The organism is Pseudomonas sp. MPR-R2A5 (genome assembly GCF_058793055.1).
On the sequence record NZ_JBXAFK010000024.1, the window covers coordinates 13472 to 27999 of the forward strand.

General features: G+C 62.9%; 11 protein-coding genes. 3 read left to right on the top strand and 8 right to left on the bottom strand.

Translation table 11 applies throughout. The features are described 5' to 3' along the window. Window position 1: 1 nt before the first annotated feature. Window positions 2–1441 carry a cytochrome ubiquinol oxidase subunit I gene (locus tag AC1Q6I_RS17855; RefSeq protein ID WP_024077510.1) on the bottom strand — a complete coding sequence of 480 codons (1440 nt, stop codon included), beginning with the start codon at window positions 1439–1441 and terminating at the stop codon, window positions 2–4. Window positions 1442–1759: 318 nt separating this feature from the next. Here AC1Q6I_RS17855 and AC1Q6I_RS17860 point away from each other — a divergent pair, with 318 nt between their 5' ends. Further along, window positions 1760–3010 (top strand): MFS transporter, encoded by a 1251-nt coding sequence (locus tag AC1Q6I_RS17860; RefSeq protein ID WP_024077511.1) that lies wholly within the window; start codon window positions 1760–1762, stop codon window positions 3008–3010. 174 nt (window positions 3011–3184) lie between these two features. On the opposite strand, the gene AC1Q6I_RS17865 is transcribed toward AC1Q6I_RS17860, so the two are convergent. From AC1Q6I_RS17865 to AC1Q6I_RS17880, 4 genes are all read right to left on the bottom strand, one after another. Continuing rightward, window positions 3185–5368 carry a xanthine dehydrogenase family protein molybdopterin-binding subunit gene (locus AC1Q6I_RS17865; RefSeq protein ID WP_069077068.1) on the bottom strand — a complete coding sequence of 728 codons (2184 nt, stop codon included), beginning with the start codon at window positions 5366–5368 and terminating at the stop codon, window positions 3185–3187. Beyond that, window positions 5365–6354 carry an FAD binding domain-containing protein gene (locus tag AC1Q6I_RS17870; RefSeq protein ID WP_102624484.1) on the bottom strand — a complete coding sequence of 330 codons (990 nt, stop codon included), beginning with the start codon at window positions 6352–6354 and terminating at the stop codon, window positions 5365–5367. The genes AC1Q6I_RS17865 and AC1Q6I_RS17870 overlap by 4 nt, the downstream gene beginning before the upstream one ends. Beyond that, on the bottom strand, window positions 6351–6875 hold the full coding sequence (locus AC1Q6I_RS17875; protein WP_024077514.1) for a (2Fe-2S)-binding protein: 525 nt from the start codon (window positions 6873–6875) through the stop codon (window positions 6351–6353). Before AC1Q6I_RS17875 ends, AC1Q6I_RS17870 begins: the two co-directional genes overlap by 4 nt. A 96-nt stretch (window positions 6876–6971) precedes the next feature. Continuing rightward, window positions 6972–7418, bottom strand: a complete 447-nt coding sequence (locus tag AC1Q6I_RS17880; protein ID WP_069077066.1) for a DUF4879 domain-containing protein — start codon at window positions 7416–7418, stop codon at window positions 6972–6974. A 188-nt stretch (window positions 7419–7606) separates the two neighbouring features. Between AC1Q6I_RS17880 and AC1Q6I_RS17885 the strand changes: the two genes are divergently transcribed. Further along, window positions 7607–8902: an NCS2 family permease gene (locus tag AC1Q6I_RS17885; protein ID WP_024077516.1), complete on the top strand. Its 1296-nt coding sequence runs from the start codon at window positions 7607–7609 to the stop codon at window positions 8900–8902. Beyond that, entirely contained in the window at window positions 8899–9978 is a 1080-nt protein-coding gene (gene trmA / locus AC1Q6I_RS17890; protein ID WP_024077517.1) for a tRNA (uridine(54)-C5)-methyltransferase TrmA, read from the top strand. The genes AC1Q6I_RS17885 and trmA overlap by 4 nt, the downstream gene beginning before the upstream one ends. Before the next feature lie 142 nt (window positions 9979–10120). Here the strand turns inward: trmA and AC1Q6I_RS17895 are convergent, their stop codons facing one another. The 3 genes from AC1Q6I_RS17895 to AC1Q6I_RS17905 are packed head-to-tail and all read right to left on the bottom strand — an operon-like array spanning window position 10121 to window position 14492. After that, entirely contained in the window at window positions 10121–11437 is a 1317-nt protein-coding gene (locus AC1Q6I_RS17895; RefSeq protein WP_069077065.1) for a TolC family outer membrane protein, read from the bottom strand. Then, window positions 11434–12759, bottom strand: a complete 1326-nt coding sequence (locus AC1Q6I_RS17900) for an HlyD family type I secretion periplasmic adaptor subunit (RefSeq protein ID WP_069077064.1) — start codon at window positions 12757–12759, stop codon at window positions 11434–11436. The genes AC1Q6I_RS17895 and AC1Q6I_RS17900 overlap by 4 nt, the downstream gene beginning before the upstream one ends. Beyond that, window positions 12756–14492: a type I secretion system permease/ATPase gene (locus AC1Q6I_RS17905; RefSeq protein WP_069077063.1), complete on the bottom strand. Its 1737-nt coding sequence runs from the start codon at window positions 14490–14492 to the stop codon at window positions 12756–12758. The genes AC1Q6I_RS17900 and AC1Q6I_RS17905 overlap by 4 nt, the downstream gene beginning before the upstream one ends. Window positions 14493–14528 lie beyond the last annotated feature (36 nt).

Consider the following 14528-nt stretch of genomic DNA (forward strand, 5'->3'; position numbering starts at 1 on the left):
CTCAATTCCCCTTGTGCTGGATGTGGGCGTGGTCGTCATCGCCGCCATCATCGGCGGCGGACAATGGACGGGCCGGTGTGCGTTTCTGGCCAGGGCCACCGTGGGTCGGCTCGGTGCTTTCGTGGGTCACAGGGCCTTTGCGTACCAGGCGCATCATGTAGCCCAGACCTGCGCCGAACAGCGCGAAGTACACCACCACGAACAACACCAGGGTGATGGTCATCTGCGCCAGGCTATGCCCGGAGGACGCATCCGCCGTGCGCATCAACCCGTAGACGACCCACGGCTGGCGACCGATTTCGGTGGTGAACCAGCCCGCGAGGATCGCGATCAGGCCGGACGGGCCCATCCACAGGGCCAGGTACAGGAACGGCCTGGAGGTGTACATCTTGCCGCCCCGGCGCAGCCAGAGGCTGAACAGCCCGGTGAAGATCATCAGCAAGCCCAGGCCGACCATGACCCGGAACGACCAGAACACGATGGTCGAGTTGGGGCGGTCTTCAGGCGCAAACTCCTTGAGCGCCGGCACCTGTTTGTCCAGGGAGTGGGTCAGGATCAGGCTGCCCAGGTAGGGAATTTCCACCGCGTATTTGGTTTTTTCGGCTTTCATGTCCGGCCAGCCAAACAGGATCAACGGCGTCGGCTCATTGCCGATATTTTCCCAGTGGCCTTCAATCGCGGCGATTTTCGCCGGCTGATGCTTGAGCGTGTTGAGGCCGTGGAAGTCACCGATCACCGCCTGGATAGGCGCCACGATCAGGGCCATCCACATCGCCATCGACAACATGGTGCGGATCGCGGGGGTGTCCTTGCCACGCAACAAATGCCAGGCCGCCGAGGAGCCGACGAAGAAGGCCGTGGCGACAAACGCGGCCGTGGCCATGTGCATCAGGCGGTAGGGGAACGACGGGTTGAAGATCACCGCCAGCCAGTCGGTGGGAATCACGCGGCCGTCGATGATTTCAAAGCCCTGGGGCGTCTGCATCCAGCTGTTGGACGCCAGGATCCAGAAGGTGGAGATCAACGTACCGACCGCCACCATTACCGTGGCGAAGAAGTGCAGCTTGCGCCCCACCTTGTTCCAGCCGAACAGCATCACGCCGAGGAAACCGGCCTCGAGGAAGAAGGCCGTGAGCACTTCGTACGTGAGCAGCGGCCCGGTGACGGAGCCGGCGAAGTCCGAGAAGCGGCTCCAGTTGGTGCCGAACTGGTAGGCCATGACCAAGCCGGAGACCACGCCCATGCCGAAGTTGACGGCAAAGATCTTCGACCAGAAGTGGTAGAGGTCACGGTAGGTGTCGTTATGGGTCTTGAGCCACAGACCTTCCAGCACCGCAAGGTAACTGGCCAGGCCAATGGTGATCGCCGGGAACAGGATGTGAAACGAGATGGTGAACGCAAATTGAATTCGGGCGAGATCTAGCGCCTCCAAACCGAACATAAGTCTTCCTCTGTCAGGTAATACCGAATGCTGGCTGGAGGCCGCATCCACTGCCCCCACGGATATGGAGTGTGGCGAATTTCAATTCGTTTCTTTTTTTAACCAACCACGCAGGGATCCTGGCCGTGCGGCCGCCAGAACAAATTCTGAAATGACTTTGATCTGGATCAATCACAGTCAAAAGAGTAGTCCCATTTTCGCGATTGGCCTGTGTGGTCTTTTGCCGCGTGACAGCTTGCCTCAGCCCTCTTCTCGCAACTAATTGTTACAGCTTGATGCTAATCTCACCCTTCCCTCCGGCCTTGACCAGAATTTCCGATGCCCAGTGAACCCGCGTTGCTGTTACGTCACCACCGCCCTTTCATCGCGTTCTGGCTGGCGCGGATCTTCACCGCCAGCGGCTTCCAGATGCTTACCGTGGCCATCGGCTGGAACCTCTACCAACTGACCGGCAACGTACTCGACCTGGGCCTGGTCGGCCTGGTGGAATTCGTCCCACGCGTGCTGTTCATGCTGCACACGGGGCATGTGGCCGACCGCTATGAGCGGCGTAAAGTCGCGGCCATCTGCCAGACCGTGCAGGCGCTGATCGCCTTGTCCCTGGCCATCGGTGGCCTGACTGGCAACGTAACCCGCGAGATGATCTTTATCCTCGCCTTCGTGCTGGGTGCCGCGCGATCCTTCGAGATGCCCACCACCCAGGCGCTGCTGCCGAGCATCGTGCCCAGCGCGCTGTTCCCGCGCGCCGTGGCTTCGTCACAATCGGCCCAGCAACTGGCGACTATCGTCGCGCCGGCCCTCGGGGGGTTGCTCTACGCCTTTGGCAGCGTGTGGGTATATGGCCCGACCGTGGTGCTGTACCTGATTGCCTGTGTCTTGACCCTCAACCTGCCCGCCCGCCAGACCCCGCTCAATACAGGCAAGGCAACGTTGGATTCGCTGCTCGCCGGCATCCGCTTTATCCGCAGCCGCCCGGACATCCTCGGCGCGATTTCCCTCGACCTGTTCGCCGTGCTGCTCGGCGGCGCCACTGCGTTGCTGCCGGTGTTTGCCAAGGACATCCTGCTGACCGGCGCCTGGGGCCTGGGCCTGCTACGCTCGGCACCCGCTGTCGGTGCCTTGCTGATGTCACTGTGGTTGGCACGGTTTGCGGTGGACCGACAGGTCGGCCGGGTCATGTTTACCGCCGTCGGGGTGTTTGGCGTGGCGACCATTGCCTTCGGCCTCTCCACTTCGTTCTGGTTTTCCCTGGCCGTGCTGGTGGTGCTGGGCGCGGCGGACATGATCAGCATGGTGATCCGCGCCTCCTTTGTGCAACTGGAAACCCCGGATGAAATGCGCGGGCGGGTCAGTGCGGTCAATGGCCTGTTTATTGGCGCCTCGAATCAATTGGGCGAGTTCGAATCCGGGATTACCGCCCACTGGTTCGGCACTGTGCCGGCGGTGGTGATGGGCGGTATCGGCACGTTGGTGGTGACGGGGGTGTGGATCAAACTGTTCCCGACCCTGGCCAATCGCGACCGTATGCATGTGCCGGTGGAAGAGCCCGCTCAAAAAACTACCGCATAACCCATGTGGGAGGGGGCATGGGTATCTACACAACGTTGGCTCAATACTGAGCACCCGACAGACAGGGCAGTTGTGGGTGATTTGTCAGGGGCTGAACAGTCGTGCAGATACCCATGGCTGCCGGGGGCAAGCCCCCTGCCACATCTGGATCGCCATGGGTTTGAAAGAACCGCGTTAGAGCACCTTATCCAGGGTGATCGGAAACTCCCGCACCCGCTTGCCGGTGGCGTGATAAATCGCATTGGCCACTGCCGCCGCCACTCCGACAATGCCAATCTCGCCCACGCCCTTGGACCCGAGGGCGTTGACGATCTCGTCGTGCTCTTCGACAAACAGCACGTCAATCTCGCCAATATCGGCATTCACCGGGATGTGGTACTCCGCCAGGCTGTGGTTCATGCCGCGCCCCAGTTGATGGTCGACCTGGGTCTCTTCATGCAGGGCCATGCCGATGCCCCATACCACCCCGCCGAGGATCTGGCTGCGCGCCATCTTCGGATTGACCACACGCCCAGCGGCAATCGCGCTGACGACACGGCTGACCTTGATCGTGCCCAGGTCCTCATCCACACGCACTTCAACGAACACCGCTGAATGGGTGGCGGTAGCGTAGCCCTCACGTTTTTTATCCGGTTCGCTGTCGACCTGCACCTCCAATGCGTCTTCGCCGCTGTCCTTGACCAACTGCGCCAACGTCACACTCACGTCACCGGTGTGCAACTGGCCGTCTTCAAAGCGTACGGATTCGGCCTCCTTGAATACCGGATAAGTCTGCCGGGCAATGCTCAGCAACTTGCTCGTCAACGCTTCGCAGGCCTGCTGCACGGCGGTGCCGACGGACGAGACGGTAAACGAGCCGCCCTGCAATGGCGCGGTGGGTAACGAAGAGTCGCCGAGCAGAAAACGCACATCCTCCACCGCCACACCGCTGGCCTGCGCCGCGATCTGGGTCATCACTGTGTAAGTCCCGGTGCCGATATCGGTGGTGGCACTGCTCACGGTCAGCTTGCCATCGGCGTCGATCCGCGCTTTGGCGCTGGCCTTCATCTGCATGGCTTCCCATACCCCGCCGGCCATGCCCCAGCCGATCAATTGACGGCCGTCGCGCATGCTGCGCGGTTCCGGGTTGCGCTCGCGCCAGCCGAAGCGCTCGGCGCCGTCGCGGTAGCACTCGCGCAGGGCTTTGCTCGACCAGGGTTTGTCTTCGTTCTGGTTGCGCTCGGCGTAGTTGATCAAGCGCAGTTGCACCGGGTCCATGCCTAAGGCGCAGGCGAGTTCGTCCATGGCGCACTCCAGGCCGATCACGCCGAGGGCAGCGCCCGGTGCGCGCATGTCCAAGGGGGTGAACACGTCCAGGGGCACCAATTGGTAGGTCAGTTGGACGTTGTCGCAGTGGTAGAGCATGCCGCTCCACTCCACCACATGCTCGCTGAAGTCCTCGAAGCGCGAGGTCTGGCCAATCGCGGTGTGCCCCAGGGCCAGCAGGCGACCGTTGGCCGCGGCGCCCATCTGCAAACGCTGCAAGGTGCGCGGGCGGTAACCGAAGGTGAACATCTGTTGCCGGGTCAGGGTGACACGTACCGAACGCTTGAGCGCCAGGGAGGCCATCACCGCCAACGGCAATTGGTATTGCGGGCGCAGGCCCGAGCCGAAAGCACCGCCGACGAAGGCGGCAAAGATGCGCACCTGGCTTTTATCCAAGCCGAACACTTTTTGCACATAGGCTTGGCAGTTCTGCGGTCCCTGGGTCTTGTCATGGATATGCAGGGTGCCATCCGGCTGATACAGCACGGTACTGGCGTGGGGCTCCATGGGGTTGTGGTGTTCGATGGGAGTGCTGTAGTGCAGGTCGAGGCTGACGGCGGCGGCGCTCCATTGGGCCTGAAAGTTGCCGCGCGGCTCGGGCGGGGTCTGCGGCGAAGGATAAGCGTGTTCCTGCCGGGCCAACAGGTCGGTGTCGAAGGGTTCGGTTTCGTACTCGATTTCGACCAGGGAACCGGCATGCCGCGCCAGTTCCAGGTTGTCGGCGATCACCAGGGCCAGGGGCTGGCCGTTGTAGAGCACGCGGTCGTTGTACAGCGGGCGAAACGGCGAGCCATCCGCCGCGTCGGCATCGGCGAAGGCGTCATCGTAGCTGGCGATTGTCGGCCGGTTGAGGTGATCGAGCACCCTGACCACGCCCGGCAGCGCCAGGGCTTTGGTCGCATCGATCTTGATGACGCGCCCTTTGGCGATGGTGCTGGAGACCACGCTGCCATGAAGCAGGCCGTCCTCGGGAAACTCACCGGCATATCGTGCCTGGCCGGTGACTTTGAGCAGACCGTCGACACGGTCCAGGGGTTTGCCGATAGCCGTCATGGGCGTTCTCCTGCGACAGCGGCATCACTCAGTGCGCGAATGATTGCGCGGCGCGCCAGTTTGATCTTGAAGCCGTTGTGTTGCAGCGGCTCGGCGTCTTGCAGCAAGGCGTCGGCGGCGTTGCTGAAGGTTTCGCGGCTGACCGCCTGGCCGATCAGCGCGGTTTCTACTGCGCGATCACGCCAGGGTTTATGGGCCACGCCGCCCAGGGCCAGGCGGGCGTCGACGATGCGATCGCCGTCCAGTTCCAAGGCCGCAGCGACGGAGACCAGGGCAAAGGCGTACGACGCGCGGTCGCGAATTTTCAGGTAGTGGCTGTGGCGTGCCAGGTGGTCGGCGGGCAACTCGATAGCGGTGATCAGTTCATCGTCGGCCAGCAGGTGGTCGCGCTGCGGCGTATCGCCGGGCAAACGATGGAAGTCGGCAAACTCGATGACGCGTGCGCCGCCGCGCCCTTGCACATGCACCCGCGCCGCCAGGGCGGCGAGGGCCACGCACATGTCCGACGGATGGGTGGCCACGCATTGCTCGCTGGCACCGAGGATCGCATGGATGCGGTTCAACCCGGTGCGCGCCGGGCAACCGCTGCCGGGCAGTCGTTTATTGCAGGGCACGGCGGCGTCATAGAAGTAGTAGCAACGGGTGCGCTGCAACAGGTTGCCGCCGGTGCTGGCCATATTGCGCAATTGCGGCGAAGCGCCGGCGAGGATGGCCTGGGACAGCAGCGGGTAGCGCTGCTCGATCAAAGGGTGCCAGGCCAGGTCGGCATTGCTGACCAGCGCACCGATCCGCACGCCACCCTCGGCCGTTTCTTCAACCGCGTGCAGCGGCAGCCCGGTGATATCGATCAGGTGCTCGGGCCGGCTGATGTTTTCTTTCATCAGGTCGAGCAGGTTGGTACCACCGGCAATAAAGCGCGACGCCGCGCTGCTCAGGTGCACCGCCTCATGCACATTGGCCGGCTTGCTGTAGTGGAAGGGATTCATCGCTGACCTCCCCGGGCACGGCAGGCCGGCAGTGCGTCTTCGATGGCTGCGCGGATGTTGGTATAGGCACCGCAACGGCACAGGTTGCCGCTCATCAGCTCCTGGATCTGCGCGCTGTCGTGGGCGCGGCCTTCATTGGCCAGGCCAACTGCGGAACAAATCTGGCCAGGGGTGCAGTAACCGCACTGGAAGGCATCGTGGGTGATAAAGGCTTGCTGCATCGGGTGCAGTTGCTCCCCGTCGGCCAGGCCCTCGATGGTGGTCAGCTCGGCGCCGTCGCACATCACGGCCAGGGTCAGGCAGGCGTTGACGCGTTTGCCGTCGCGCAACACCGTGCAGGCGCCGCATTGGCCGTGGTCGCAGCCTTTTTTGCTGCCGACCAGGTCCAGTTGTTCGCGCAGCAGGTCCAGCAGCGTGGTCCAGGGCAACACGTCCAGTTGGCGAGCCTGGCCGTTCAGGGTCAAGCGTATCGAGTGGGCGACGAACGGTTGGGTCGCCGCGCCATTGGGGGTCGCGCTCATAAACACCTCACGGGTTGGTGGACATCCGCGGCGTTCAGGAAAGTCGCCGTCTCAGGGGTACGACTTCCCGGGGTTTTGAGCGTTCAAGCTGATTGATCAGCGGATATTGAGCTGTGTCTTCAAGGTGTTCTGCGGGCCGTTGATCGAGGAGTTGCTGTATTCGAACCAGCCTTGGGCTTCGACATTCAGGTCAAATACATAGATGTAGCCCATCAGGGTGCCTGCCCCGTTGCAGGCTTGGCTGATGTTGCCGACCTGGCACACGGGCGTACGTTGCCCGTTCAGCTCGGCACCATTGAAGCGGCCCATGGGGTTGTGGCCCAGGCCGACTTCCATCACCGACACCTTGGTAGGCCCGCGATGCGTGCACATCTGCGTACTTTGCGCGCGTTCCGGGATGGTTTCGCTGCAACCCGCCGACTCAACCTTGAACACGCGCACCTCGCTCAAGGGCGGTGCAGTCGCGCCCCACACCGGTGCCGCGCCCAACCACAGGCCGAGACAAGTGATCAGGGCTAGACTCCACGCGTTGGCTTTTTTCATGCTGTCGATGACCCGCTATTGAACGTCGCCGCAGTATGCCTCAAGGCCATGCGCCACACAGCCTCGGCTGCTGGTATGATGCGCCGCTTTTTCCGATCCTCTCTGGAACCACAGGCGCTTGGCGCAGTTTGTGCTTTGACTTAGAGGTCAACAAATAACGACGCAACATAGCGTCACAGGGAGCAGGCATGCTGGAAAAGCTGTTTCAACTCAAGGCACACAACACCAACGTGCGCACCGAGATTCTCGCGGGCATCACGACATTCCTGGCCATGGCCTACATCTTGTTCGTGAACCCGAGCATCCTCGGCGAGACCGGCATGGACAAGGGCGCCGTCTTCGTCGCGACCTGCCTGGCCGCCGCCATCGGTTCGACCGTCATGGGCCTGATCGCCAACTACCCGATCGCCCTGGCGCCGGGCATGGGCCTCAACGCCTTCTTCACCTACACCGTGGTCCTGCACATGGGCCATACCTGGCAAGTGGCGCTGGGTGCGGTGTTTATTTCGGCGGTGTTGTTCTTCCTGCTGTCGATCTTCCGCATCCGTGAATGGATCATCAACAGCATCCCTCTGCCCCTGCGCTCGGCGATTGCCGCCGGTATCGGCCTGTTCCTGGCCTTGATCGCCCTGCACAACGCCGGGATCGTGGTCAGCAACCCGGCCACCATGGTGGGCCTGGGCGACTTGAAACAACCGGCACCGATTCTCGCCACCCTCGGTTTCGTGCTGATCGTGGCCCTTGAAGCCCTGGCCGTGCGCGGCGCGGTGCTGATCGGCATCCTGGCGGTGACCGTCGTCTCCATCCTGCTGGGTGTCACGCCCTTTGGCGGCGTAACGTCGATGCCACCGTCCCTGGCACCGACCTTCCTGCAACTGGATATCAAGGGCGCGCTGGATATCGGCCTGGTCAGCGTGATCTTCGCCTTCCTGTTCGTCGACCTGTTCGACAACTCCGGCACCCTGATCGGCGTGGCCAAGCGCGCTGGCCTGATGGGCAAGGACGGCCACATGCCGAAAATGGGCCGTGCGCTGATCGCCGACAGCACCGCGGCAATGGCCGGTTCGCTGCTCGGCACCTCGACCACCACCAGCTACATCGAATCCGCCGCCGGCGTGAGTGCCGGTGGCCGTACCGGCTTGACCGCCATCGTGGTGGCGATCCTGTTCCTGCTGGCGCTGTTCTTCTCGCCACTGGCCGCCAGCGTTCCGGCCTTCGCCACCGCACCGGCGCTGCTGTTCGTCGCGGTGCTGATGACATCGGGCCTGGCGGAAATCGACTGGGAAGACATTACTGTTGCAGCGCCAGTGGTGATTACCGCCCTGGCGATGCCCTTCACTTACTCCATCGCCAACGGCATTGCCTTCGGTTTCATCGCCTGGACCGCCATCAAGCTGCTTTCGGGCCGCTACCGTGAGCTGAACCCGGCGCTGGTGATTCTGTCGATTCTGTTTGTGATCAAGCTGGGCTGGTTCAACGCATGACTTTTGATGCCGCACGCTACACCGTTCAACTGCAAGACAAGGTCACGCGCTTGCGTGACCTGCTGGCACCGTTCGACGCCCCCGAGCCGCAGGTCTTCGACTCGCCGCTGCAGCACTTTCGCCTGCGCGCGGAGTTTCGCCTGTGGCGCGAGGGTGGCGAGCGCCACTATGCGATGTTCTCCCAGGATGACAAACGCACGCCGATCCTGATCGAAGAATTTCCCATCGCCAGCCAACGCATCAACCAGCTGATGCCCCAGCTCAAGGCCGCCTGGCAAGCCAGCGCCGCCCTGAGCCACAAGCTGTTCCAGGTGGAATTCCTCACCACCCTGGCGGGCGACGCGATGATCACCCTGTGCTATCACCGCCCGCTGGACGAGCATTGGCACACGGCCGCGAACCAACTGGCTGCGGATCTGAACGTGAGCATCATCGGCCGCTCCAAGGGCAAGCGCGATGTGATCGGCCATGACTACGTGGTGGAAAAACTCGACGTCGGCGGCCGCACGTTCAGCTACCGCCAACCCGAAGGTGCGTTCACCCAACCCAACGGCACGGTGAACCAGAAGATGCTCAATTGGGCGTACGAAGCCCTGGGCGATCGCGCCGATGATTTGCTGGAGCTGTATTGCGGCAACGGCAACTTCACCCTGCCGCTGGCTACCCGCGTGCGTAAAGTGCTGGCTACCGAGATCAGCAAGACCTCGGTGAATGCCGCGTTGAGCAACCTCGATGAAAACGCGGTGGATAACGTCACCCTGGTGCGCCTCTCCGCCGAAGAACTCACCGAAGCGCTGAACGAAGTGCGCCCGTTCCGTCGCTTGCAGGGCATCGACCTGAAAAGCTACGAATTCGGCAGCGTCTTCGTCGACCCGCCCCGCGCCGGCATGGACCCGGACACCTGCGAACTGACCCGGCGCTTCGAGAACATCCTGTACATCTCCTGCAACCCGGAGACGCTGGCGGCGAACATTGCGCAACTGCATGACACGCACCGCATTACACAGTGCGCGATGTTTGATCAGTTTCCATGGACCCATCATATGGAGTCCGGGGTGTTGCTGACCCGGCGATAAATCTGCCAGACACCACAGATTCCCTGTAGGAGCTGGCTTGCCAGCGATGACGGTGCATCAGTCAGCACATGTGTTAACTGAACCACCACCCTCGCCGCTAAGCCGCCCCCTACGGGGGCCTGTGTATTGGCAAAGACCCTACTCATGCCGACGGCTGGAAATACCGCGCCAACGCGCGCAAATCCTGCTCGCTCAGCACCCCCGCGTAATACTTCAACTGAATCCTCGCCAGCAGATACGCATGCCGCGCATTCGCCAGGTCGCGGCGAGCGGTGAACAGTTGTTGCTCGGCGTCGAGCACGTCGAGGTTGACCCGCTCACCGCCGGCAACACTTTTTTTCGTCGCAGTAACCAGCGCAGTGGCAGAGCTGACCGCCATTTCATAAGCACGCACTTTGGCCGCGCCGCTGGTATTGAGGTTGAACTGCTTACGCAACTCCACCAGCGTGGCCGAGGTTTGCGCATCCAGTTCGTATTGGGCCTGGGACAGTTGATTGGCCGCCTGGCGCGTAGAGGCCGATACTCCGCCGCCAGCGAACAGCGGCAGGCTGACCTGGATGCCGACCGTGTTGGTGTCGTACTTCTGGTTGTAGCTGCTTTCCGAGTCGGAGTTGGTCTGGCGGCTGGTGGCGTACAGGCTGACCTTGGGCATGTGCCCGGCGCGCTTGCGCTCCACTTCATAGGACGCCACGTCCAAGGCATGGTGCTGGGACTGGAGCTCCGGGTTGTTGGCCATGGCCAGTTCGCGCCAGGTTTCGAAACGGTTGGGTTCCAGCGGCGGGATCTCGAATTGGCGCGTCAACGGCGCCAGTTCTTCGATCTGCAGCGGTTGGCCGACGATGGCTTCCAACTCACGCAGGGCGCTGTCCTGGGCATCCAGGGATTCGATTTCTTCGGCCTGGGCCAGACTCAGGCGTGCCTGGGTTTCCAGCACATCGGTGCGCGTGCCTTCGCCACCTTTGAGCAGGCGATCATTGAGTTGCAGGCGCTCGGCGTACGCACGTTTCTGCGCACGGCTCAGCTCGATGCGCTCTTGGGCCAACAAGGCCTGGCTGTAGGCGTTGAGAACCCGCACCGCCAGTTCCTGGCTCTTGCCGCGAAAGCGTTCATCGGCCATCAAGGCCTGGGCAGTGCCCTGGCGAAAGCGCGCGTAGGCTTCATAATCCAGCAGCGGTTGTTGCAAGGTCAGGGTCGACGCATAACTGCGGTAGTCACGGTTGCTGGTGACATCACCCGCCGTCACTTCGGACTCATTGCGCGAGTTGTTGTAACTCCACGACAAGTTCGGCAACAACGCCGCTCGGCCGATCAGGCGGTTTTCTTCACCGCCTTCACGCGCCTGAATGGCTGCCTGAAAGGTCGGATCATTGCGCAGGGCCAAGTCGTAGGCATCCAGCAAACCCAAGGCCTGGGCCGCCGAGGAACACGCGAAACACAGGGTAAACAACAGCGCCTTCATTCTTCCACCAGGGCCATGTGGGTGCGATCCATCAGGGGTTTGAACAGGTAGTTGAGCATTGAGCGCTCACCGGTCTTGACGAAGGTTTCCACCGGCATGCCTGGGCGGATCTGCACGCCGTCCAGTTGCTGCACGCCCGCCGCACTGACCTGGGCACGCAGCGTGTAATACGGCTCGTCGGTGCGCTCATCGACCTGGCGGTCCGCCGAGACCAGCGTCACCTCGCCGGCGACCCGTGGCGTGGTGGATTGGTTGAACGCCGAGAACATCAATTCCACCGGCAAGCCCGGGTGCACTTTGTCGACCATCTGCACCGGGACCCGCGCTTCAACCAGCAAGGGCTCGCCCTGAGGCACGATATCCATCAACGCCTGGCCGGGCTTGATGACGCCGCCTTCGGTGTACACGTCCAGCCCCACCACCACGCCCGACACCGGCGCTCGCACCAGGCTATTGGCCAGTTCGAACTCGGCCGAGGCCAGCCGATTGCGCAGGTCGTCGCTGCGGGTGCGGGTCTCTGCCAACTGGCCGCGCAGGTCTGTCTGGAAATCTTCGCCAAGCTGGCGGATGCGCAGGCGCAGTTCGAGAACCTGGCGCTGCAATTGGCCGATGCGGCCGTAGTCCTCGGCGATGGCGCCGTCGATCTGTGAATACAGGCGCTCGCTGTCGAGCAGGCGATTGCGCGGGATGTAACCGTCACGAGCCAACTCGCGCAGGCCTTGCAGTTGCTCATTCAACGCCGCGCGCTGCTGGACTTTGCTCGCTTGCGAATCCCGTGTGCCACGCAACTGCGCCTCGGCCCCGGCGATGGTTTCGCGCAGGCCTTGTTGCTCCGTGGCCAGTGCCTGGGCGCGACTCTTGAACAATTGCCGTTGCAGGTCCAGGGTGCCCGCCGCCTCAGGATCGTTGAGCAGTTCAGGACCGAAGTTGATCACCGCTAAACCTTCGCTTTCGGCGCTCAAGCGCGCCTCGCTGGCCAGGGACGCCAGGTACTGGCTGCGCAGGGACTGCATCTGCCCGCGCAACGGGGTTTCCTTCAAGCGCAGCAGCACCTGGCCGGCGTTGACCACATCACCGTCGCGCACCTCGATACGCTCGACGATGCCCCCGGCCGGGTGCTGCACGGTCTTGCGATGGCCCGAGACCATGACCTTGCCCGGCACCGCCACGCCCTTGTCCAGTGGCGCCAACGCTGCCCAGCCGAGGAACCCGGCAAAGCCACCGAGCACCAACAGCCAGCCCAGGCGCGAATACTTTTTGTCATCCAGCGCCAGCACATTGTTCGGCGCATCACTGATCAGCACGGGTTTGCTCTGGCTCATGCCTGTTTTCCTTCACCGAGGCGGTAACTCATGCTCATGGTCGATACCGGCTTGGCCGCAGCCGGTTTCTGCCGCGCTTCCAACACGCGCGCGGTTGGGCCGAAGGCCTGCAACTGGCCTTCCCTGAGGATCAGCAGTTGGTCAGTCAGGGTCAGCAGATTGGGCTTGTGGGTGATCAGGATCACCGTGCGGCGCTGTTGCTTGAGCTGGGTGATGGCCTGGAGCAGAGCCTGCTCGCCCACTTCATCGAGGTTGGCGTTGGGCTCATCCAGCACGATCAGCGCGGGCACGCCGTACAGCGCACGCGCCAGGGCGACACGCTGTTTCTGGCCGCCGGACAACCCGGCGCCGCCCTCCCCCAACTGCGTGTCGTAGCCCTGGGGCAGTTGCAGGATCAACTCATGGACGCCGGCCATTTGTGCGGCGGCGAGGACTTTGTCCGCGTCGACCTCGACAAACCGTGCGATGTTATCCGCGATGCTGCCGGCGAACAGTTGAATGTCTTGCGGCAGGTAGCCGATGTGTGGGCCCAATTGCTGTTTGTCCCACAGGGCCAGGTCGGCACCGTCCAGCCGCACCTTGCCGGCCAAGGGCGCCCAGGCACCTACCAGTATTCGAGCCAGGGTGGATTTGCCGCAGCCCGACGGCCCGATCACCCCCAGCACCTCACCCGCGGCCAGAGTAAACCCAAGGTTGGCCAGCGCCGGCCGACGGCTGCCGGGAGCACAGGCACTGATTTGCTCGACGCTCAGTTGGCCTTTGGGCACCGGCAGGCTCATCCTTTCGGGCCGCGCCGGGTTGGCCTCCAGCATCTGTGACAAGCGATCAAACGCCAGGCGCGCCGAGCCCCACTGTTTCCACACACCGATCAACTGGTCGATCGGGCTGAGCACGCGGCCCATGAGGATCGAGCCGGCAATCATCATCCCCGGCGTGATATCGCCCTGCACCGCGAGTAACGCACCCAGGCCCAGCACCAGCGACTGCAACGCCAGGCGCACACCCTTGGACCAGGCGGTGACGGTCGCAGTCTTTTCACTCGCCAGGTTCTGCTGTGCCAGAAAGGCCTGGTGCTGGCCGAACCAACGCGCACGCAAGGTGGCGAGCATGCCCATGGCTTCGATGGCGTCGGCATTGCGCAGGTTGGCCGTGGCCTGCTGGCTGGCGCTGATGGACAGTTGGCTGGCCAGGGACATCGGGACCTGGCTGACGTGATGGTTGACCCACGCCAGCACGATCAGCAGCACTGCGCCAATCAGGGCCAGCAGCCCGAGCCAAGGGTGGAACAGGAAGATCACTAACAGGTACACCGGAAACCATGGCGCGTCGAAGAACGCGAACAACGCCTGCCCGGTGGCGAACTGGCGCAGGGTGGTCAGGTCATGCAGTGCCTGGCCGGCCGCCTGGATGCCGCCCTTGAGTTGCGCTTCGAACGCAGCGTCGTACACCCGCTGGTTCAGGCGCATGTCCATCTGCGTGCCGAGGCGGATCACCACCTGGCTGCGCACCCACTCCAATGCCCCCATCAGGCCGAACAGGCCGAGGATCATCAGCGTCAGCATGAGCAGGGTCATCTGGTTGCCCGAGGCCAGCACCCGGTCGTACACCTGCAGCATGTACAGCGCCGGGGCCAGCATCAGCAGGTTGATCACCGCCGAGAACAGGCCGATGTTGAAGAAGCCACTTTTATAAGCCGTGAGGGCGGCCAGGGTTTCGTTGCCGGCGTGGCGCATCTGGGGATTCTCAAAGGGTTGAGCGGGCAGCGTCGT

Coding starts and splice junctions, on each gene's coding strand:
- AC1Q6I_RS17880 (WP_069077066.1), bottom strand. CDS start 7,418: ATGAAAAAAGCCAACGCGTGGAGTCTAGCCCTGATCACTTGTCTCGGC.
- AC1Q6I_RS17905 (WP_069077063.1), bottom strand. CDS start 14,492: ATGCGCCACGCCGGCAACGAAACCCTGGCCGCCCTCACGGCTTATAAA.
- AC1Q6I_RS17855 (WP_024077510.1), bottom strand. CDS start 1,441: ATGTTCGGTTTGGAGGCGCTAGATCTCGCCCGAATTCAATTTGCGTTC.
- trmA (WP_024077517.1), top strand. CDS start 8,899: ATGACTTTTGATGCCGCACGCTACACCGTTCAACTGCAAGACAAGGTC.
- AC1Q6I_RS17865 (WP_069077068.1), bottom strand. CDS start 5,368: ATGACGGCTATCGGCAAACCCCTGGACCGTGTCGACGGTCTGCTCAAA.
- AC1Q6I_RS17870 (WP_102624484.1), bottom strand. CDS start 6,354: ATGAATCCCTTCCACTACAGCAAGCCGGCCAATGTGCATGAGGCGGTG.
- AC1Q6I_RS17885 (WP_024077516.1), top strand. CDS start 7,607: ATGCTGGAAAAGCTGTTTCAACTCAAGGCACACAACACCAACGTGCGC.
- AC1Q6I_RS17900 (WP_069077064.1), bottom strand. CDS start 12,759: ATGAGCCAGAGCAAACCCGTGCTGATCAGTGATGCGCCGAACAATGTG.
- AC1Q6I_RS17860 (WP_024077511.1), top strand. CDS start 1,760: ATGCCCAGTGAACCCGCGTTGCTGTTACGTCACCACCGCCCTTTCATC.
- AC1Q6I_RS17875 (WP_024077514.1), bottom strand. CDS start 6,875: ATGAGCGCGACCCCCAATGGCGCGGCGACCCAACCGTTCGTCGCCCAC.
- AC1Q6I_RS17895 (WP_069077065.1), bottom strand. CDS start 11,437: ATGAAGGCGCTGTTGTTTACCCTGTGTTTCGCGTGTTCCTCGGCGGCC.